Genomic DNA, 19,113 nt, shown 5'->3' on the forward strand with positions numbered 1-19,113 from the left:
TTCATGGTGAGGTCCGCGTCATCCTGCATGGTTTGATCACGGACCTCACGACATACATGCCGCGCTCGAACCGAATTCGGTCAGAGGCGGCGTACCCGTGCAGCGATCCCATGGCCGAGTAGAAGGTAAATAACGGCGGGCAGGCCGTAATTGAGGAAAACCCGCAGACCTTCGGTCTCCATGGTGAAGATGTCCTGGGACCAGCCGGCGAGCCAGTCCGCCATGCCGTGCACAAAGCCGACGAAGACATTCCCTTGGTTGGCGTCGAGCAGGTACAGCAGAATCCACAGGCCCAGAAAGCCTGCAGCTATGTCCGCGATCGTGTGGATGACCAAGGCTGCCCGGTTTGCTCCGGCGCCGTCCCGACTACGCCCATAGGCGTCCCGGTTACGGTCATAGGGGTTGTAGGTGTCATTTACGGGCACGGGTTCATGGGGATTGCTCATGCCTTCCCTGCTTGCCTTGCCGGAGTGCGGGAAACCTTGCTCAAACCTGCGATTTCATAACGGCTTTCGGCTCTCGAGTATCACTCGGGTCTGTGCCGCCGACACCGGTGTCCCAATTCGATGCGGGGAGCCGGGACTTGGGCCGGACTGATCATCGATCCCGCCATCCAACGGCTACGGCACGGGCACTCATGTCACACGAAGGTCTGCGGGCCGACGGCGCAGAGCAGTGTCAGGGCTTGGTGGTCGGGCGTGCCCGGTGCGGCGGTGTAGATGACCAGGCGGAGTGCCGAACCCGTGGCCTCCAGCACATCGCAGTCGAGCGTCAGCCGCCCTACTTCGGGGTGCTCGACTCTCTTCAGCTGCGAGGTGCTCGCGGCGACGTCGGTCCGTGCCCAGAGTTCCGTGAAGCGCGGGCTGGCCGACTGCAGTTCGCCGATGAGCCCGAGCAGGTACGGGTCGGCGGGGAACCGCCCGAGGCTCGCGCGCAGGTCGGCGACGGCGTACGCCTCGAAGTCCGCGGCTTCGGCGGGTGTACGGATCACCCGCGAGGGCCGCCCGGTGAAGTGCCGGCGCAGGATGTTGCGCTCACCGTCCTCGCCCGTCGCGTCGTCGCCGAGGAGGGTGATCGCCAGCGGGTTGGCCAGGACGACGCTCCAGGCGCGGTCGACCGCCACCACCGCGGCATCGTTCAGCCGGTCGATGATCCGCTGCAGCCCCGGCGTGATGTGCGCGGACGCGACCCCGGGCGCGGGCGACGAGTGTCCGGCCAGCCGGTAGAGGTGGTCGCGTTCCTCCTCGGTCAGCCGCAGGGCACGTGCCAGCGGCCCGAGAACGGAGGTTGAGGGCCGTCCTGCGCGGCCCTGTTCGAGCCGGGCCAGGTACTCGACCGAGAGCCCGGCCAGGGTGGCGAGCTCCTGGCGGCGCAGCCCGGGCGCGCGCCGGCGAGGGCCGGCCGGCAGGCCGACTTCGGCGGGTGGCAGGCGGTCGCGCCAGGCGCGCAGGCAGCTGCCCAGGTCGGCGTCGCTCATGACCTCATTCTGGCGGCTGGGAGTTCGCGGAGGGTCGCCCAGCGAGTACCAGGATCCCTCCGGCCTCCCTCGGCCTGTTCGCATCTCCGTGGCCGGGGTCTGGGCAATAGATTCAGTTGAATATAGATGGAGAAACAACTGATTTCGCGGATCGGTGGCGTAAGTTCTGCGATATCGGTAGCATGTGGTTTTCGAGGGTGACCGTCCTCAGGTATGCCGATGCGTGGCCCCGGGGAGGGATCCGTGCCCGCAGGCCGACAGCGCCGGATGACGTTCCCCGCCGGGTCGGCCGTTCGCCTCGTCCGGCCCGGCCCACGTCGGTGCGCGGCTCGCGCACCGCGCACCGCCCACTGCTCAGCGCGCGCCAAAGGCCCCCATTCAAGGGTTACTTGGAAGAGGTCACATGAACCAGAGCCCACTGCCGCCCACACTGCCCGCGACCGACCGCACCCGTCACCGCCGACTGCGGGAGCAGGCAAGCCTCGACCGCGCAGCCCTCAACGCGATCCTGGACGCCGGCTTCATGTGCCACTTCGGTGTGGTTGTCGACGGGCATCCCATGGTCGTCCCGACCGTCTACGGAACCGACGGGCGGAACCTGTACTTCCATGGCTCGGTGGCCAGCCGGAGCCTTGTCGCCGCGCCGAACACCGAGGTGTGCGTCACGGTCACGCATGTGGACGGCCTCGTCCTCGCCCGGTCGGTGTTCGAGCACGGCGTCAACTACCGCAGCGCGATGATCTACGGCACGCCCCGCCTCGTCACCGACCCCGAGGCGAAACTCGCCGGTCTTCGCTGCCTGACCCAGCACGCCACCCCCGGCCAGTGGGAGTACGCACGTCGGCCCAACAGCAAGGAGCTGGCGGCGACCGCGCTTCTCGCCCTGTCGCTGGAGGAAGCCTCCGTCAAGATCCGCACCGGCGGTCCCGACGACGGTGACGGACCCGACGCCGAACTCGGGATATGGGCCGGAGTCCTGCCCATGGTGACCTCCTTCGGTGAGCCGGAACCTGATCCGGCGCTCAAGGAGGGCATCACTCCGCCGCGCCACATCACCGCCCGCAGTGGCACCCGGGCGGGGTGACCACGGGCGGGCCGCCACCCGAACGGACCCGGACGGGACTACATACGCCTTCGGGTACGACACCCAACTGCGCCTGACGGAGAGGTCACCAACACGCAGGGACTGGCCCGGTCATACGCGTACGACGAGGCGGGCCGTCCGATCGCGGAGACCGACTTCGACGGCCGGACGCCGGTAGACACGCTCCTGGTCTGTGGCCGGGCAGGGCCTGCGGTGCCCGCTTCACATGCTCGATCGCCGCTCTAGTTCCCTTGCCCGGGCGGCGGTCCGGCGACCGCCGGGTCCAGGTACGCGGCGCAGGGCGGTGGTCCGGTGCGCGGTGGTCCGGTGGCGCGGTGGTCGTACTTCCGCCGACCGGCGCTACTGGTCGTTCGTCCCGGAGCCCACCAGACCCGCTTCGTAGGCAATGACGACCGCCTGGGTGCGGTTGGTGGCGCTCAGCTTGGTCAGCACGTTACCCACGTGCGTCTTGACGGTCTCCAGGCTCACCCGCAGCTGCGTGGCCGCCTCTTGGTTGGACCGGCCCTTCGCCATGAGCCGCAGGACCTCGATCTCGCGGCCGGTGAGCAGAGCGGCCGCGCCGGTGGCGGCATCCCGTCGTACGGGCCGGCCGGCGGCGAGTCGGCGGACGGCGTCCGGGAACAGCACGGAGTCACCGCCGGCTACCAGCCGGATGGCGTGCGCGATCTGCTGGGACGGCGCCCGCTTGCGGATGAACCCGCTGGCACCGGCCCGCAGGGCGTCGTAGACGTGTTCGTCGTTCTCGAAGGTCGTGATCACGATGACCTTCGGCGGGTCGGGCAGCACGGACCGCAGTCGCCGAGTCGCCTCGATGCCGTCCACATCAGGCATCCGTACGTCCATCAGTACGACGTCGGGGCGTAGCCGCTCGACCATGGGAAGCACCTCGGCGCCGTCGGCGGCCTCGCCGACGACCTCGAGGTCGGGCTTGGCCGACAGCAGGGCCCGCAGTCCGGTACGCGTGAGCTCCTCGTCGTCGACAACGAGGACCGTAACCAGCCGGTCGGGGAGCCTGGTTGGGCCGCTGTGCGCGTTCATGGCGAAGACCGTAGCGGTATCCGTGCCGCCAGCCGCCAGTGCGTTGCGGGCTCGCCCGTACGCCCCGCCGACACCTCGCCGCGCAGCAGCCGCACCCGTTCGGCGACCCCGGTCAGTCCGTGGCCCCGCTCCCTGCCCGGGCGGAAGGGCACCGCTGCGTCGACCCGATTGATGATCTCCACCTCCAGCCAGCCGTCCCGCGCGGCGATCCGCAGGCTGATTCCGGCCGTCTCACCGTGCCGCAGGGCGTTGGTCAGGCCCTCTTGAACGATCCGGTACGTCTCCCGCGACACGGTCGCCGGTACCTGAGCGAGGTTTCCGGCGGTCTCCACGCGCAGCCCGGCCCCGGCCTGCCGGACCCGCTCGGTCAAGGGGCCGAGGTCGGCGAGGGTGTGCTGCGGTGCGGTGGGCGACCGACCTTCGCGGAGGACGCCGAGGACGTGGTCGAGGTCGTCCATCGCGGCGCGGGATGTCTCCTCGATGCTGCTGAGGGCGCGTCGGGCCGCTTCGGGATCGCTGTCCATCAGTTCCCCGGCGACGGCGGCCTGGATGGTGGATGCCGTCAGGGTGTGCCCTATCGAGTCGTGCAGTTCCTGGGCCAGCCGGTTGCGCTGGGCCAGTAGATCCCGCTGCTCCTCCACGGCGGCCAGCCGCTCGGTGGGCCGGTGGCCGAGGAGGAACGCGGCGAGCAGGCGCAGGGCAGCCGCGCCGCCGACGGTGACGTACCCGGCGAGCGCCAGACATCCCGTGCAGACGACCGCCGTCCACAGGCCCTGCCACCCGTGCTCCACATGGATGGTCCACCCGAAACTCGCCACCGGACCACCACCGCTGCACCAGACCAGGAGGAACACGACGGCTGCGAAGACCGACAGGCAGGCCACCGCGGTCACCGCCCCACCGACCGCCAAGTGCGCGGCCAGATACGCCGACGTCCGGAGCCGGTTCACCCACAGGGACGTCGACGGTTCCAACGGGGCGGGAAGACCCGTGCCAAGGAGCCCGTTGGCCAGCCGAACGCACCCCCGACGCGCCGCACGCGGAGCGCCCATGGCCACGAGTACCGCGCACAGCACGAGGCCGAATCCCAGGGCACGAAGCACCGCCGGCCACTGCGACGGCGCAGCGAGGAGCGCCACGACCAGCGGCAGCAGGCTCATGGCCGCGCCGAGAAGCGCGTATGTCCAACCCCGGTACATGGCCCTGCTGAAGAGCGGCCGAATCATTGTCCTCACGGCCCGCACAGTACCTATCTGCCCGGCGGTGCACCTCCCCCGAAAGAGCCAGTAACAGGATCCCGCAGCAGGGGGATTCCGATTTCCCCCGTCGCAGCGATGCGGACGCTCACCGTCGACTGCGAACGTTGTGCGAACGAAAATGACTCAGTTCGGGGCCCGAAAGGCAGTCGTGAAATCGAAACCCGTGTCGCACGCCGAAAACCGCACCTCCGTGGCCGCAAGGATCGGGGCAGCAGCATGGATCGTCGCCACCGTGCAGTTCCTCGTCGTCCAACTGGTCGTGCAGTCCGCCTGGCGCACGCCCTACAGCTGGGCGGACAACAACATCAGTGATCTCGGTAACGTCGAATGCCAGATGTGGGACGTCTCCCGACCGCGGTATGTGTGCTCACCGCTGCACGACGCCATGAACGCCTCATTCGTCGTCCACGGCGTACTGCTGCTCGTCGGCACGCTGCTGACCGGTGCCTGCTGGGGCCGTGGACGAATATCGGGAAGTGCCCGGATTCTCTTTGCCATCAATGCCGGTGGGTGGGTCCTGGTCGGCTTTGTTCCTGCGGACGTCAACGAGGACCTGCATGTATTGGGGGCGCTCCTCATCATGGCGCTGGGAAATATCGGACTCATGTGCACCGGATTCGCCCCGCGGGCTTCCCTGTTCGGCGGACTGCGCCCCGTAACCCTCTCCATAGCCGCCGCGGCAGTGGTTGCTGCGTGGATGTTCTTCGGTCTGCACGATCCCGGCATCGGACTCGGCGGCCTGGAACGGATCGCGGCGTTCGCAATGGATGCGTGGGCCCTCGTCATGGCCCTCGCCATAGTCCGCATGCACCGGAAGGACAACGCCGGCCTGTGGCAGCGCTCAGTGCCATCCAGCAGCCCGGCTCATTGCAGCAGCCGAGCGGCACGCATGTGACCGTTCCGTCCGACGGACAGCCGGCGTGGCTTGTGGCAGTCTTCCGGAAAGTTGAAGCACGACCGTACTGGCGGCCGATACCGAAGGTGTTCAGTGGTTCACAGAGCGCGGCTTCGCACAGCACCAGCCCCAGCCCGAACGACATGCCCGGCCCTCGGTGTGCGCGTGGCTCGTACCCTCCCCCCGGAAACGCAGATGGCCCGCAGGGTGAATGCCGGCCCGCGCGGTCGGCTCTAGAGGCTCAGCACGATGGCGGCGCCAATCCCTCCGAGACACAGTGCGAAGGCGGCTTCACCCCAGCCGCCCTTCCCCCAGCGGAAGGGCCGGTCGAGGGCGAGCCGGCCGGGGCCGATGGCGGCGATGGCGAGGGCGACGACCGCGATGCACAGGCCGAACTCCACGCCGCCGTTCGCGTCCCACAGACCGTGTGCCGCGCTGACGGTCACCATGGCGTTGATCATCACGCCGATCAGGGCAGCCGACGCCAGTGGGGTGAACAGCCCCAGAGCCAGTCCGAGGCCTCCGAGGAACTCCGAGCCACCGCCGATGGCGGCGTAGACCTTTCCGGGGCTGTAGCCCAGTGCGGCGAACCCTTTCCCCGTGGCGGTGAGGCCTTCGCCACCGAATATCCCGAAAAGCTTTTGACAGCCGTGTCCTGCCATCAGCAGGCCGAACGTGATCCTGATGAGAAGCAGACCGGCGTCACCGGCGGACACCGACCGCCGTGCTGTGACCTCGGCCGCAGGCCCGGGAGAGGCCCGCAGTTGGTCAGCGATTTTCATCATGGGGAACTCTCTTCTGCCCCGGGGTCCCCGGGCGGTGCCGACTGACCGCTCAAGGAACCGGCAGAGCGGGTTGTGCAAGTCGCCATGGCGTTCTCAAGCGCAAACGATGCGCGGAAGACCCGCGACCTTGCCGGGACGCAGCCGGCACGAGAAACCTGCGGAACCATCGCCACCGTTCCGGTCAGGCCGCCGGTCGTTCTCGTTATGAGGAGGTGTGTGACGTCGGCGTGTCTTTTTCCATCATCGCTCACCCCGTTCACGTCTCGCGGTGACCGGACCGCCGTCTTGTGATCCAAAGCAGTAGAGCCGGGTTTCCCGAGTGGCCGGGGTGGTGGTCTCCAGAGGCTGTTCCAGGAGACCGCGGGCCCAGAGTCCGGCGACCGGGCCCGACGGCCCCTCTGCCAGAATCGCCACATGGCTGAGCACGACACGGATCACGGCTACCTGCTGGACAACCAGCAATCGGAGGCAGGGATCCGGTTCGACGCCCTCAGCGAGTTGTTCGATCCGGTGACGTTCCGGCACGTCGACCAGCTCGGGATCGCTGCCGGCATGCGGTGCTGGGAGCTCGGTGCCGGTGGTCCGTCCGTACCCCTGGGGCTGGCCGAGCGAGTCGGCCCCGCGGGAACGGTGATCGCCACCGACATCGACGTGTCCTGGACCCAGGACATCGCCGGTGGCGTGATCGAGGTGCTGCGCCACGACGTGGCCACCGAACCGTCGCCGCCCGGCGGCTTCGACCTCGTCCACGCCCGACTGGTCCTGGTACACGTCACCGACCGCTCCGAGGCGCTGCGCCGGATGGTCCAGGCGCTGCGGCCGGGCGGCTGGCTGCTCCTGGAGGACGCCGACCCGGGGTTGCAGCCCCTGTTGTGTCCGGACGAGTCGGGCCCCGAACAGCAGCTCGCCAACCGGTTGCGATCCGGCTTCCGCACCTTGATGGCAGCACGTGGCGCGGACCTCGCGTACGGGCGAACCCTGCCCAGGCTGCTGCGTGAGGCCGGTCTGGACGACGTTCGGGCCGACGCGTACTTCCCGATCACCTGGCCGGCATGTGCCGTCCTTGAGGCCGCGACCGTGCGGCAGATCCGCCGCCGTCTGGTGGCGGAAGGACTCGCCACGGACGAGGAGATCGACCGCCACCTGGCGAACGTCGCCACCGGACGCCTCGACCTGGCCACCGCCCCGATGATCTCCGCGTGGGGACGCCGCCCGTAGCCCTCCCCCGATTGCCCGCCCGTTGTCACTGAAGGCTGGTGACCACCAGGTTCGTGCCACCGAACGTTGAGTGACCGGGGATGTTCGGGGCCGCCAGGGGTGACCTCTCGGCAGTGGACGTGAACGTCGGCGTGGTGGTCCCTGCTGCGGTGCGGGAGGGGAGACGCAGGACACAGGCGTTCATGTCACATCCTGCCGAGCTGTTCCGTCGTAGGTGTGTAAGCAACGACAACGGCAGAGGAGATCGCCATGAGTGCCCGTTTGGACGCCTTCAGCAGCCCGACCGTAGGCAAGGTCTTCAAGCACATCATTGCGGCAGGCAAGGTGCTCGAGGACTCGACGCTGCCGGCCGCGACGCAGGAGCTGGTGAAGCTCCGCGCCAGTCAGATCAACGGGTGCGGTTTCTGCACCGACATGCACAGCAAGGACGCCGCCGCCGCCGGTGAGACCTCGGTACGTCTCAACCTGGTCGCGGCGTGGCGGGAGGCCACGGTCTTCACCGAGGCCGAGCGGGCCGCGCTGGAGCTGGCGGAGCAGGGCACCCGCATCGCGGATGCGGCCGGTGGGGTCACGGACGAGGCATGGGCGAACGCCGCCAAGCACTACGACGAGGAGCAGTTGGCCGCCCTGGTGTGCGGGATCGCCCTCATCAACGCCTTCAACCGGGCGAACGTCATCATCCAGCAGCCCGCCGGCGACTACCGGCCCGGCCAGTTCGCATAATCAGGAGTGCCTGGCCGCGACTGCTGGTGCCCCCGCGGCTGCAGCATCACACGCCCCGGGCGCCCCTCGCCGGGGCCCGGGGCGTGGTTCTGGTCCGCGCGGCGGCCGAGGAGCAGCGAGTCGGCTTGGCCAGCACAGTTCAACCGCTACCCGTCACTCAAGTGACCGGTCAGGCCTCTCTGTTCGCGTGGGGCGCCATCCGGGTGAGCCGACGTGGATGACCGACAGATGAAAGGGGCCGCAGGGGAAAGGATGGACGGCGGACGGCACCAGACGGTCGCGCCCAGGGAGATGTGATGAGCGGACGGTCCGGCCTGTTTTGGGATGCAGTGGACGGGCGCTCGCCGTTGCCGCGTGCGGCGGCCACCCTGGGGTTGGAATTCATCGACGCGGATGTCGAGAACGGCACGATTCGTCTGGCGTTCAACGCGACCGAGGACTTCACCAATCCGACGGGCAACGTGCTGGGGGCTTTTCTCGCGGCGATGCTCTACGACACGGTCGGCCCTGCTCTTCTCGCCACACTCCAGCCCGATCAGTTTCAGTCCACCATGGAGCTCAAGGTGTCCTTCCTCCGCCCGGTCCGCCCCGGGCGGCTCTTCGGGAACGGCCGCGTGGTGCATCGGGTGGGCGATATCGCCTACCTGGAAGCTTCGCTGTCCGACTCGGACGACATGGTGATCGCAACCGCCAGCGCCACGGCTCGCGTCATCCCTCTCAGCGGCGCGGAAACCGCGGCGTGACACCCCTCAACCTTCCCTACGTTCTTCTCCGGGACCGGGCGAGCCCTTCGTATGGTTGGCCCACCCAGGGGTGTCGGGTGTGGCTTTCAAACTTCTGCCGCTTGTGGCTTCCACTGATTGGCCGCCCGCCCCACGACGAACCCGAACTGCTCGCACTCCTCGCCGACGTCCTGGCCCTGGGCGACGAGGTGACCTGGGGCATCGACCTGGCCGACGGCGGAGCCGCCCTCGCCATCGCGATCCTCCTCAACCACGACCAACCGGTGCTCTACCTCTCCGGCCGGGCCATCCACCGCGCGTCCGAGGGCTACCGCGGCGAAGGCAAGACCGATGCCAAGGACGCCGCCGTCATCGCCGACCAGGCCCGTATCCGCCGCGACCTGCACCCCTTACGGGCTGGCGACGAGACCGTCACCGATCTGAAGATCCTCACCGGACGGCGCAGGGACTTGGTCGCCGACCGCACCCGCACAGTCAACCGGCTCCGCGCCCAACTCACCGGCATCTTCCCTGGCCTGGAGCGCGCGCTCGACCTCACCAACACCGGCCCGCTCATCTTGCTGACCGGCTACCAAACGCCGGCTGCCCTCCGCCGGATCGGCCGCAAGAGGCTGGAAACCTGGCTGCGCAACCGCAAGGCCCACCGCGCCGACCAACTGGCCGAGACAGCCTTCGAGGCCGCCGAGCGGCAGCACACCAGCCTGCCGGGCGAGAGGCTGACCGCCCGGATGGTGCACACGCTGGCGGCGGAGGTGATGGGTCTCAACCAGCAGGTCGCCGAGATCGACAAGCTCATCGAGGCCCGGTTTCGCGAGCACCACGACTTCGAAGTGATCACCAGCATGCCGGGCCTGGGCGTCATCCTTGGCGCCGAGTTCCTGGCCGCTACCGGCGGCGACATGAGCGTCTTCGGCACTCCCGACCGGCTCGCCGGCTTCGGCGGTGTCGCCCCGGCACCCCGGGACTCCGGGAAGATCAGCGGCAACCTGCGGCGCCCCCAGAGATACAACCGTAGGCTCCAACGCGTCTTCTACACCTCCGCCTTGTTCAGCATCCGAAGGTGCGAGGAGTCCCGCCGGTTCTACGACCGCAAACGAGCCGAGGGCAAGCGCCATACCCAGGCCGTCCTCGCTCTCGCACGGCGCCGCGTCAACGTTCTCTGGGCCCTCCTGCGGGACGGACGGTGTTACGAGCTCACGCCGCCGACGGCCCTCGCGGCTTGACAAACGGCATTAGGAATCAGTGAGACGGGACAGTGTGTCCTGTGGCAGAGCAGAGGCAGGCGCCCTGAGTCACCGGTCCTTCAACAGGAGATGCAGCAGCGTCATCACGCCGACGCCAACCAGCAGGGCTGTGCCGAAGGACGGGTGCTCCAGAGCGATGTACACCGCGCCGCTCCCAACGAGCATGAGCAGTACCGTCCGCTGATCTGTCTGACCGTTCATCAGTGAGGACCCGCCCGTGTCTGCGCTGCCATCGACTTCGGTGGCCCCTTAGGTGCCCTGCATCCGATGGAAACGACGACTGGAATCCGGACAGGATTCCCAACCCGCGCTTGGCCCGCCGCCCACCCGGGCTGGGGGTCGGTAGCCGCCTGGTACGCCTCTGGCCACGTACCGCCTCCTACTCACAGTGCACCCCGATGCGGTCGCCGCTGTTGTCTTCCTGCACGTCTCCTCCTGGGTCGGCTGCGGATGCCTGCGCACAGCAGGCGAAGGCTCGCACGGGATGGAGCCCTGGGACACCCGCTTTAGGAGTTCGATCACCAGCTATTGCGGCCGACAGTGGCCACTAAGAAAGTAGCTGCGTGGGGATGCTGTGGTACGCCGCTGTCTGCCGTCGTTGATGTCAGCCGCGGATGTCGGAGCTCGCTGCGTCATACGGTGCGGAGTGTGTAGTGCTACAGCCCCCGGAGAGCTTCCTGAAAGTGGGTGTAAGCGCTCCAGCAACCGACACTGCCGTCGTCGTTCAAGCTGCCCATGTACCAATCATCGTCGTCGATCGGCTTCACCAGGCACAAACTGTGGAAGCCCAGCACGATCTCAGGCCTGATGCGCTCGTCGGTTGCCGGCCATCCCAGCCACGTCACTGTGCGATCTGCGTCGAGGAGGACGGCGTCTTGGTCCCCCGAGATGTTGCGGATCGCTTCAAGGGTCCAGCCATGGGGTAGTCGATTGCCGGTCATGTCGCGATGGTGCCACCCGACAGACAGCGGCTACTGCGTGGTGCATGCCCGCACTACCGCCTAAGGAGCGTGGTGGGGCGAGTTGGGGCTGACCTGGATAACGCTGACTCCCGTGCCTGCGGCACCTGAGCCCGCTGACAGCCGCCGTTCCCCCGTGAGTCCCCGCTCCATCTGGCACGCCTGTGGCACGGCGCTGGACGGTCGAGGTTCCCTAGAGACCCGCCACCCCATGCAGCAGGTCGGCCAGGGCGTCCGTGAAGTAGCTGACGAAGTCCTTCAGCTCCGAAGAGCTGTCAGCGATACGGCACGTAGCCCAGCCAGAGCCGCCCAGTGACCAGCTGAACTGGAGATCACCCGTCGTCCTTCGCCTCCCCTGTGATCGTCTGCGGAGACGATACCGAAAGGGTGATGTGCAGAGCTGCGTCCAGGGTTCGGCGCTCGGTGAGCCCGGTTCATGGACTGGTTGCACGCTACAGTCAGTCCCGGGGGCGGCCCGGCCGCTGCTGTGTCGGATCGCTCAGCGGTAGCGGGCGGCTTGGCGGCGCCGTGAGGGCTCCGTCACGTCGGGTACCACCCCGGCACCCGCGCCCGGAGTTTCGTCCCAGGCCCGGATCTTGGCCGCGACCCGCTCCAGACGTGCGTCCCCCGGACGCACGGTGAGGTAGAACAGGCCCTCGTAGGGGCGGCGGTCGTCGCCGCCCCAGCGGGCGACGCCTTCGGTGTCGGCGATGATGTCGCGGATGATCAGCTGCTGTCCCGTGGTGAAGCCGCCCCGCACGCCGGGCCGATAGGAGTCCGGCCGGATCACGACGGCGGTGCCGGACGCTTGGTTCGACTCCGGGAGCCGGCTGTCGCGGACCGCCGACGGTGCCACCCAGCCCTCGACCGGGTTCGGTTCGCCGTGCAGGCCGAGAGCGTCGACCTCGTAGTGGAAGCGGCGGATCACGTACACCAGAACCGTGTCCACATCGCCTTTTCGCACTGCGATGCTCAGGCCAGTGCCGGACACAGGACGCGTCACGATGTCCCCTTCCGGGTCGACAGCCTTCTGCATCTCCCACCGGTTGGCGGAGGGGCGTCCCGTATGGAGGCGACGGCGTCGGGCTTCGAGGCGGCGCAGTGCCTCCTTCAGCTTGTCGTTCTTGAGAGGTTGGGGCGCTGCGGTGGCCGGGGTGGCAAGAAGACCTGTGGTGGCAAGGCTTGCGGCGGCTGTGATGCCAGCCGTTGTGGTGAGGACGTGTCTGCGGGTTATGCCGGTGCGGCTCAACTGGGGCGTTCCTTTCTCTGAGATAGCGAGTTGCACTGTTTGCGGTGGAGGACGACCGAGGCGATTCCGGCCGCCACAGCGATTAACAGAAGGGCGGCGATGGACGGGTTGATGTAATCGGGGATGACGATGGAGTGGCTGCGTCCGTCTGACATGTGACAGATGAGTCGAAGCGGGATGAAGTCACCCGCAGCTTCGTTCAATTTGACGCCATTTTCCAAGTCACTCAATGTGAAGCAATCTTCTCCTCCCTCCGTCCCGTAGAGAAAGAAGATGTGGAGACATCCCCAGACGTAGAGGGCGAGTGACGCAGTGGTGAACAGGATGGAAATGTCGCGCCATCGAGTCGCCGGGGTGTACGCGCGACGGCGACGTTGAGTGACCGCTGAGCCCAGATAGACGGCAAGAGCGGCCACGGCAACGGTTCCCCCGAATATGAGGGAGACCAGTACCAGTCCATTGTGGCCTGTATAGGGTCCGGACGCCGTGATCACGATGCCCAGGACCCGCGGATGATGTTGTTGTACTTCTCGAATATCGCAAAAAGCGGCATGCGCAACTTAGCGTCCTTTTCGGCGACGGGGCCTGATCCCTGGTAGCGGCGGAGGATCTCGAACGTCTCCGTGTCGGTGTAGTCGAGTGCGGGACGGCGGATCGGGGTCTCGTCATGGTCGCCCGCCTTTCCGTCGGCCGCCCAGATGTGCAGGTGCGAGACGGTACTCAGATTGAACACGTTGTCCTGGTTCACCTTCTGCCACATCGCCCACCTGTCGCCGTCGGCGGTCGAGTCGAGGACCTCACCCTCGAGGAGCCCCGCACGGATCGAGTTGTTCCGCGACAGAATGCACGTACGTCCCGAGACCTTGGCGACGCCGGTGCTGGAGTCGACCAGCCTGCTGACGCCCGGCAGGTCCTTGCCCCAGTCCGGAATGACGCCGGTGTGGTAGAGCACCACGCCCGCGTCCTCCACCACGTCCTTCTGGCTGTAGTGGCAGAACTCCCAGAAGGCCGACGTTTGGATGAGGGCCTTGCGCATGCGGTACCGGCGGGCCGCCGACGTGATGGCTGCGTCGAGGGTCATGATTGTTTCTAGACACTGTTTCCTGGTGTAAACATAACCATTGCCCGTTTCGCCGCCGCTCGTCGGTCTGCCTATGGATTCCATATAGCCTTCGGCGTCCTTCAGTAATGCCTCCCAGTAGGAGAGGCTGAAACCGATGTCGAGCTTCTGGGACGGAGCGGGGTGGAAGTCGCCCTGGCCGGTGTCGCGTCCGGAGGCGATATTGTTGTCGATCTCGATCCGGCCGTCACCGGAGCCGACCACCTTGGTGACGATCTGGTCGAAGGCCCAGTTCTCCGGCATCGCGTAGCCGAGGTTCCCGGAGAAGCCGGACGACATGTCGGACACGAAGCTGGTGTCCGCGTAGCCTTCCGCGGAGATCCGGGAGCACGCGTTGCGCGGGCCGTAGACCCCGATCTTGTAGGGGCTGCCCAGCCGGTCCATCTGCTCCTTGACGCTCCGGAAGTACGGCAGGATGTGCGAGGTGACCTCGTCGTTCACCGCGTCGTAGTCGACCGCGAAGTAGATGCGTGAGCCCGGCTTGAATCCGTGCTCTTCCGCCTTGAACGCGGCGTTCATACAGTCCGCGACGCCCTGCGAGACGCTGTAGTAGTCGACCGAGCGCGCCCATGTCTGGTAGATCGGGAAGCAGCGCAGGCCGTACTGCTTGATGGTCGCGAGCTCGCCCGGCTGGATCTCCTTCTCCGGCAGGCTGGTGGTGGAGGGGTTGTACAGGTAGCGGCCGATGTACTTGTAGCCGGCGCTCTTCAGGGCTTGCGCGCGGGCGGGGGTGATCTTCGTGATGCCGTCACACGCCTCGCCCTGACGGGTCTGGTCGCCGTAGGAGACCAGCAGGGAGGACCATGTCCCGAAGTCGCCCTGCCCGTTGACGGCGAGCTTCATGAACGCCTGGAACACGCTGACGCTGTCGGCCAGTGAGGAGGTGAACGAAGTCGAGAAGGACACCGGGCGTTTGTTGAGCACCATGGCGGCGGTGAAGAGCTGCACCCACACCCCGGAGGAGCCGGTGGACAGCGTGTGGCTCTTCAGGCCGGCCTGCGTGCCGGGGCCGAACGCTCCGTTCGCGACACCGTCGGCCATGCCCAGTTCGTACTGGACGGCCAGGAGCATCGACTTGGCGACGTCACGGGAGTGGTGACCGTCGCAGGGGATGGCGTAGTAGTCCTTGCGGAGGACGTATCGGCCGTTCAGCCACTGCTGGATGGAGCGGATGGTCTCCGAGCCGCTGTTGACGGTGACGTAGGCGTCCATGTTGAGCAGGCCCTTGACGACCTTCGGCCACAGGGAGCTGCCCGGGTAGGTGCCGTCCACGCCCATGTTCTGGTTCAGCTTCACCACCGCGGCCTTGACGCGGGAGTTGTACTTACCGTCGATGTCACCGCCGTCGTAGCCCTTGCAGTACAGGGCGGACTGGATGATCCGGCAGAAGTTCGCCGACGGGATCGTGGTCTCGTCGAGCTTGCCGTATTTCTCCTGGAGCGCTGAAAGGGTGCCCGGACCGAAACTGTCGGACAGCGCGGTGATACCCATCTCGTACTGTAAGGCGCGGGTGAGGGCGTACATGACGGTCCAGCTGGTCTGGCCGTTCTCGTCCAGCTTGGATATGCCGAGGGTGGCACCATTCCCGTACGTGGTGTTGATGAATCGTTGGGCGCGACGCGCCATTTCGTCAGCCATCGAGTTCCTTTCATACGGACACGAGAACTGGACGGGGCACAACTGCCCGGAAAAATAGGGTGATCCGAGTATCGGAGCACGGCCGAGAACGCGGCTCGGACATCCGTCGTCCCGGGTGGTCTGCGCATCGGAACGGCCCTGCCGGGAATCCGGCGGGGAGTGGCCGGTCGAACGGTGTGAGATACGAGGAGTACGGGGCACCGGGCGCCCGGCCCGCGAAGACCGCGGCCGAGGCGGCCGCGCCGCGGATTCAGGCACCGCTCAGGCCGGGCAAACACCCCCGGGTAGTGGAATCGGCGCTCCGGGGGCACTCTCCGGCGAGGAGTCGGATACGGCGCCGGTCTCAGGGCATCCGCGAGGAGGGAGAGAGACCCAAAGCCGCGCCCGGCACAGCGGTGCCGCCCACGTGATCGAATTGCTCGCCACTGATGGCCTGCATAACTGAAATCCCCCTGGAGCCCGGCAATTGCCTACCCCGCAAGCGCCCCCCCGGGCCCTCGCGACAACCAAGAACCTAATTCAGCCGGGGTGGCGGCGAGAAGGCTTTTGAGCGCGGCAAGGCCACGCGGGGCAGTCGGCGGATGTCACCAAGGGTGATGGGGTCGCCGGAATACTTGGCTTATGTACGGGAATTGCACTGCTATTGCCTCTTCTGCCGTTCCTTCATAGATGTCAGCGGCGAAACTCGGCCACTCGATCACGCGTTCGTGCATTGGTCTGCACCTTCGGCATGGCTGACTCGACCCCGTCGCGGCCCCGTGCCCCAAGGCGATCGAATGGTTTCAGGATCCTCAACGAGCGGCCCGTCGGGAGGGATCGTCGGCCAGGCTGCTCAACAGCGTTGTCACGGACGGTGGTTCGCGTACGGGCAAGCAAAGAGTGACCAGCAGTGCGCATGTGTCGTTGATCACAGACCGAGGCGCCGGGCGTCCATCTCCGGTCGGATCGCGAGGACCGCGAACGCTCCGGTGAGCAGCATCACTGCGGCCGTGACGAGAAAGCCCGTCGTGTAGTCGGAGGCCGTGCTTGAGCGCCCAGTCCACCCCGAAGGCATTGGAGATGCCGCCGGCAGGAGCCGGTGGTAGGGGATGCGCTCGGTACGGGCCGGTCCGGCTTTCGCCCTGGCGCGCGGTGCACGGTCACTTCCCGGCGTACGAGGGCCTTTCGAGGGCGATGCTCTTCACGCGACTCCGTCCGGTAGAAGCGCTCCGCGTAGGTGCCGGTGCCGGCCAGGAGGTCGGCGACGGTGGTCCAGGCGCGCCGGATCGGGCGGTGCATCTTCCTGGTCGGGTGCATCTGTGAGCCGCGCATCCGCAGGACGGTGACCTTGTCGAGGATCACGTCGGTGATGTCGACAAGCTCGGAGGTGAGGGCTGGGCCGGTTCGCGCGCGGAAGAGGTGGCGGTCGCAGTCGGCGAGCGCGCGGCTGAGTTCTCCAGCCATCGACCGTTCACTAACGGTGCAACCGTGACCACTGCAAGTGAATGTATCGACCACGACAGAGGGGGTTGCGTCCGTTTCCAGCCTCAACGTGCAGAAGGTATCCGGCGCGACCAGGAAGTGGACGTCGAGCTTCGCTCGTCGTCGCGCTCTGAGGCAGAGGGGAATTCAGTGTCAAATCCACATGTAGGGCGTCGGCTTGGCTAGCGAGAACGTTTTCGACACGTGGCGGGGGTGGTGCCAGGAAGCCCCTTGATAGGCATGTGATGCAGGACATGTCCCGTTGCTTCGTGTGGCTCCAGGTGACGCTCGGGGATCTAAATACCGTATAGAGCGAGAGCGCCGGTGCGCTACGTAGCTCTCCGTAGCTGCAATTGCTGCGAGGGAGGCGATGGCCGGTCTAGACCCCTTGGGGGCGGCACGAGCGCCTCGTCTTGTCGTGAGAGGGCGCACGCGGACTGGAGGTCTGGGAAGTCCGGGCAACCTTCAACGGCCTCTTGCCGATCCGGTCAAGATCATTCGTTTGCACTTGGTGCATCCATGAGGGGGACCTACATGCTGGCCATTGCCAGAAACACCGCTCGCTTAGCAGTGGCGGCCACCGCCGTCGCTGCCCTGACTGTCGCTGTGCCTCCGGCGTTCGCCGCTGAGGATCCCACTGGCACCGACGTGGACATGTCCGTCGAGGCGTCCAAGGAGACTCGCGAGTTCGCCGCGGCCAACCCGGGGGAAGTCGCGGCTGCAGCAAACGCGTGTGGCTCGGGGTACACATTGACCAGAGCCATACCGCTGCCGGTGGGTACTGACCCCAGGCTGCGCCTTGCAACTGTGTTCACCTACAACAGTCAGGCAGGCGGGTGCCTCATCTTCGACAACAACACAGGCAGAGCCCAGAGTATGACGGCGAAGGTTTGCGACGGGTACCCGGGCACCAAGTGCGACTCCGACAGTGGGACGTTCAGCGAGTACGCCGGTCCCGTCTACACCAAGTACCCTGTGTGCGCCACTGTCACCGCAAAGATGTCGAACTTCATCAACTACACCTCCCAATATGCCTTCTCGTGCAACTAGGCGGCGGCCCGCGCCGCGCCGTCGGACTGTCGCCTGGGGCGGAGCCTTGGCGCTGGCAGCGGCGATAGCAGCTGGAACAGTCGTTGTTCTCACCGGAGGGGACGGTGGGAGCGACAGCGCGGCCGGCGGCCCGCTCGGTGCATTTGCGCCCAGTGGGGCCCCGTCTGTCGGCCGATCGGCAGAGTCAGCGGCAGGGGCGGAATCGCCCTCGAAGTCTGCCGAGGCGACGCCTGCGCCCACAGCGTCGTCGTCTCAGCCTGCGTCGCAGGATCGCATCAGCGCCGAGATCGACGAGCGGCGGGCAGCAGCCGCCAGCGGCGACCCCATCACCCGCAGCACACCGACCGGCACGGCTCAAGGCAATGAGGAGTTCGGACAGTCGGTCCTTGCGAGCGGCGATGTCACGGTCTTCAAGCCTCGTCGTGACAGGGGATCGTTGACGCTGTCGCTGAGCATCACCAACAGCGGCAAGGAGCGAGCCTTCTACCAAGTCGAGGTACGCATCACCGGGCCGGGCGGATTCGACGCGACGGTACGAGTCGACACCGGCGCGGTCGCCCTTTACCCCGGCACGTCGTGGCCCACTGAACTCACAGTGAAGGATTCCGGCAAGCCCTTGCCGGACAACCCGGTCGTGTCGATCGTGAAGAACAACAAGCGAGAGCTGCAGAGCTGACGAGCAGTAGGCGGCCCCTGCAAGTTCCTGCGGGGGCCGCTGCGCTGATCCACTGCCCGGCTACGACTGCGAACTTCTCAAGGCGAACCCCGGCCGGCACGCCGAGGCGGACGCGGAGCCGTTGAAAGCCCTCGACGAGGTCACCGAGGGTGTCTCCCTCACCTCAGGCGACGTGCTGATCGCCGACTGCTTCCGCACCACGCGCACGCGCGGACGCCGTTCACGCCGCGCTGGGACGTCCAGGACCGGTGGCTGCACCGTATGTACATCCGCAGCGACTCCTACGGCCAACTGCCGACCGGGAGGAGCGGGCGGGCGACGTGGCGGCCTTCACGCTCCGCCGATAAACCCCGGCATTCCGTCACTTTTCAGCAACTCGGTTGTCTCGCAGGGGAACTGGTGCTGAGGCTTCTGCTCCACCGGGCCAAGGCCACCCTCGACCTGTATGGGCTGCTCGACTCAGGAGTGTCCGC

The 19,113-nt window shown here is 67.0% G+C and carries 17 protein-coding genes and 2 pseudogenes; 9 read left to right on the forward strand and 10 right to left on the reverse strand.

What is annotated here, in order from left to right:
• Positions 1 to 80: 80 nt before the first annotated feature.
• Both OG735_RS22560 and OG735_RS22565 read right to left on the reverse strand, forming a co-directional pair.
• Positions 81 to 446 carry a hypothetical protein gene (locus OG735_RS22560; RefSeq protein ID WP_327324986.1) on the reverse strand — a complete coding sequence of 122 codons (366 nt, stop codon included), beginning with the start codon at positions 444 to 446 and terminating at the stop codon, positions 81 to 83.
• Positions 447 to 640: 194 nt separating this feature from the next.
• Positions 641 to 1,477: a helix-turn-helix transcriptional regulator gene (locus tag OG735_RS22565; protein WP_327324987.1), complete on the reverse strand. Its 837-nt coding sequence runs from the start codon at positions 1,475 to 1,477 to the stop codon at positions 641 to 643.
• A gap of 403 nt (positions 1,478 to 1,880) precedes the next feature.
• Here OG735_RS22565 and OG735_RS22570 point away from each other — a divergent pair, with 403 nt between their 5' ends.
• The gene (locus OG735_RS22570) at positions 1,881 to 2,561 is read left to right on the forward strand and encodes a pyridoxamine 5'-phosphate oxidase family protein (RefSeq protein ID WP_327324988.1); all 681 of its coding nucleotides are present in this window, start codon (positions 1,881 to 1,883) and stop codon (positions 2,559 to 2,561) included.
• 360 nt (positions 2,562 to 2,921) lie between these two features.
• Here the strand turns inward: OG735_RS22570 and OG735_RS22585 are convergent, their stop codons facing one another.
• Complete coding sequence (locus OG735_RS22585; protein ID WP_327324989.1) at positions 2,922 to 3,620, reverse strand: response regulator transcription factor; 699 nt, start codon at positions 3,618 to 3,620, stop codon at positions 2,922 to 2,924.
• On the reverse strand, positions 3,617 to 4,846 hold the full coding sequence (locus OG735_RS22590; RefSeq protein WP_327328420.1) for a sensor histidine kinase: 1,230 nt from the start codon (positions 4,844 to 4,846) through the stop codon (positions 3,617 to 3,619). Before OG735_RS22590 ends, OG735_RS22585 begins: the two co-directional genes overlap by 4 nt.
• 196 nt (positions 4,847 to 5,042) lie before the next feature.
• On the opposite strand from OG735_RS22590, the gene OG735_RS22595 reads away from it, so the two are divergent.
• Entirely contained in the window at positions 5,043 to 5,774 is a 732-nt protein-coding gene (locus tag OG735_RS22595; RefSeq protein ID WP_327324990.1) for a DUF998 domain-containing protein, read from the forward strand.
• A gap of 233 nt (positions 5,775 to 6,007) precedes the next feature.
• Here the strand turns inward: OG735_RS22595 and OG735_RS22600 are convergent, their stop codons facing one another.
• Positions 6,008 to 6,556, reverse strand: coding sequence for a DoxX family protein (locus OG735_RS22600; RefSeq protein WP_442812621.1), 549 nt, complete (start codon positions 6,554 to 6,556; stop codon positions 6,008 to 6,010).
• Between the two features lie 417 nt (positions 6,557 to 6,973).
• Between OG735_RS22600 and OG735_RS22605 the strand changes: the two genes are divergently transcribed.
• From OG735_RS22605 to OG735_RS22620, 4 genes and pseudogenes are all read left to right on the forward strand, one after another.
• Entirely contained in the window at positions 6,974 to 7,777 is an 804-nt protein-coding gene (locus OG735_RS22605) for a methyltransferase domain-containing protein (RefSeq protein ID WP_327324992.1), read from the forward strand.
• A gap of 249 nt (positions 7,778 to 8,026) precedes the next feature.
• Complete coding sequence (locus tag OG735_RS22610) at positions 8,027 to 8,500, forward strand: carboxymuconolactone decarboxylase family protein (RefSeq protein WP_327324993.1); 474 nt, start codon at positions 8,027 to 8,029, stop codon at positions 8,498 to 8,500.
• Between the two features lie 296 nt (positions 8,501 to 8,796).
• Positions 8,797 to 9,243, forward strand: a complete 447-nt coding sequence (locus OG735_RS22615) for a PaaI family thioesterase (protein ID WP_327324994.1) — start codon at positions 8,797 to 8,799, stop codon at positions 9,241 to 9,243.
• A gap of 122 nt (positions 9,244 to 9,365) precedes the next feature.
• Positions 9,366 to 10,466 (forward strand): annotated as a pseudogene (locus tag OG735_RS22620) (IS110 family transposase); the annotation flags it as partial.
• A 677-nt stretch (positions 10,467 to 11,143) separates the two neighbouring features.
• Here OG735_RS22620 and OG735_RS22625 read toward each other — a convergent pair.
• The 5 genes from OG735_RS22625 to OG735_RS22645 form a co-directional block, all read right to left on the reverse strand.
• Positions 11,144 to 11,428 (reverse strand): hypothetical protein, encoded by a 285-nt coding sequence (locus OG735_RS22625; protein ID WP_327324995.1) that lies wholly within the window; start codon positions 11,426 to 11,428, stop codon positions 11,144 to 11,146.
• Between the two features lie 517 nt (positions 11,429 to 11,945).
• Positions 11,946 to 12,695, reverse strand: coding sequence for a hypothetical protein (locus tag OG735_RS22630; RefSeq protein ID WP_327324996.1), 750 nt, complete (start codon positions 12,693 to 12,695; stop codon positions 11,946 to 11,948).
• Entirely contained in the window at positions 12,692 to 13,111 is a 420-nt protein-coding gene (locus OG735_RS22635) for a hypothetical protein (RefSeq protein WP_327324997.1), read from the reverse strand. Before OG735_RS22635 ends, OG735_RS22630 begins: the two co-directional genes overlap by 4 nt.
• 74 nt (positions 13,112 to 13,185) lie before the next feature.
• A complete protein-coding gene (locus OG735_RS22640; RefSeq protein WP_327324998.1) occupies positions 13,186 to 15,453 on the reverse strand; it encodes a glycoside hydrolase domain-containing protein in 2,268 nt (755 codons plus the stop codon).
• Between the two features lie 978 nt (positions 15,454 to 16,431).
• Complete coding sequence (locus OG735_RS22645; RefSeq protein ID WP_327324999.1) at positions 16,432 to 16,896, reverse strand: hypothetical protein; 465 nt, start codon at positions 16,894 to 16,896, stop codon at positions 16,432 to 16,434.
• Between the two features lie 537 nt (positions 16,897 to 17,433).
• Here OG735_RS22645 and OG735_RS22650 point away from each other — a divergent pair.
• The 3 genes and pseudogenes from OG735_RS22650 to OG735_RS22660 all read left to right on the forward strand — a co-directional run.
• A complete protein-coding gene (locus OG735_RS22650) occupies positions 17,434 to 17,964 on the forward strand; it encodes a hypothetical protein (protein WP_327325000.1) in 531 nt (176 codons plus the stop codon).
• Between the two features lie 46 nt (positions 17,965 to 18,010).
• Positions 18,011 to 18,640 (forward strand): hypothetical protein, encoded by a 630-nt coding sequence (locus OG735_RS22655; protein WP_327325001.1) that lies wholly within the window; start codon positions 18,011 to 18,013, stop codon positions 18,638 to 18,640.
• A gap of 34 nt (positions 18,641 to 18,674) precedes the next feature.
• Positions 18,675 to 18,987: pseudogene (locus OG735_RS22660) on the forward strand (clavaminate synthase Cs1); the annotation flags it as partial.
• Positions 18,988 to 19,113 lie beyond the last annotated feature (126 nt).

Origin of the sequence: Streptomyces sp. NBC_01210, assembly GCF_036010325.1 — a bacterium.
Taxonomy (GTDB): domain Bacteria; phylum Actinomycetota; class Actinomycetes; order Streptomycetales; family Streptomycetaceae; genus Streptomyces.

Excerpts from the sequence above, each read along its gene's own strand:
- OG735_RS22590 (WP_327328420.1), bottom strand. The coding sequence starts at position 4,846 with ATGATTCGGCCGCTCTTCAGCAGGGCCATGTACCGGGGTTGGACATAC.
- OG735_RS22585 (WP_327324989.1), bottom strand. The coding sequence starts at position 3,620 with ATGAACGCGCACAGCGGCCCAACCAGGCTCCCCGACCGGCTGGTTACG.
- OG735_RS22645 (WP_327324999.1), bottom strand. The coding sequence starts at position 16,896 with ATGGCTGGAGAACTCAGCCGCGCGCTCGCCGACTGCGACCGCCACCTC.
- OG735_RS22565 (WP_327324987.1), bottom strand. The coding sequence starts at position 1,477 with ATGAGCGACGCCGACCTGGGCAGCTGCCTGCGCGCCTGGCGCGACCGC.
- OG735_RS22570 (WP_327324988.1), top strand. The coding sequence starts at position 1,881 with ATGAACCAGAGCCCACTGCCGCCCACACTGCCCGCGACCGACCGCACC.
- OG735_RS22560 (WP_327324986.1), bottom strand. The coding sequence starts at position 446 with ATGAGCAATCCCCATGAACCCGTGCCCGTAAATGACACCTACAACCCC.
- OG735_RS22640 (WP_327324998.1), bottom strand. The coding sequence starts at position 15,453 with ATGGCTGACGAAATGGCGCGTCGCGCCCAACGATTCATCAACACCACG.
- OG735_RS22610 (WP_327324993.1), top strand. The coding sequence starts at position 8,027 with ATGAGTGCCCGTTTGGACGCCTTCAGCAGCCCGACCGTAGGCAAGGTC.
- OG735_RS22605 (WP_327324992.1), top strand. The coding sequence starts at position 6,974 with ATGGCTGAGCACGACACGGATCACGGCTACCTGCTGGACAACCAGCAA.
- OG735_RS22650 (WP_327325000.1), top strand. The coding sequence starts at position 17,434 with ATGAGGGGGACCTACATGCTGGCCATTGCCAGAAACACCGCTCGCTTA.
- OG735_RS22615 (WP_327324994.1), top strand. The coding sequence starts at position 8,797 with ATGAGCGGACGGTCCGGCCTGTTTTGGGATGCAGTGGACGGGCGCTCG.
- OG735_RS22625 (WP_327324995.1), bottom strand. The coding sequence starts at position 11,428 with ATGACCGGCAATCGACTACCCCATGGCTGGACCCTTGAAGCGATCCGC.
- OG735_RS22600 (WP_442812621.1), bottom strand. The coding sequence starts at position 6,556 with ATGAAAATCGCTGACCAACTGCGGGCCTCTCCCGGGCCTGCGGCCGAG.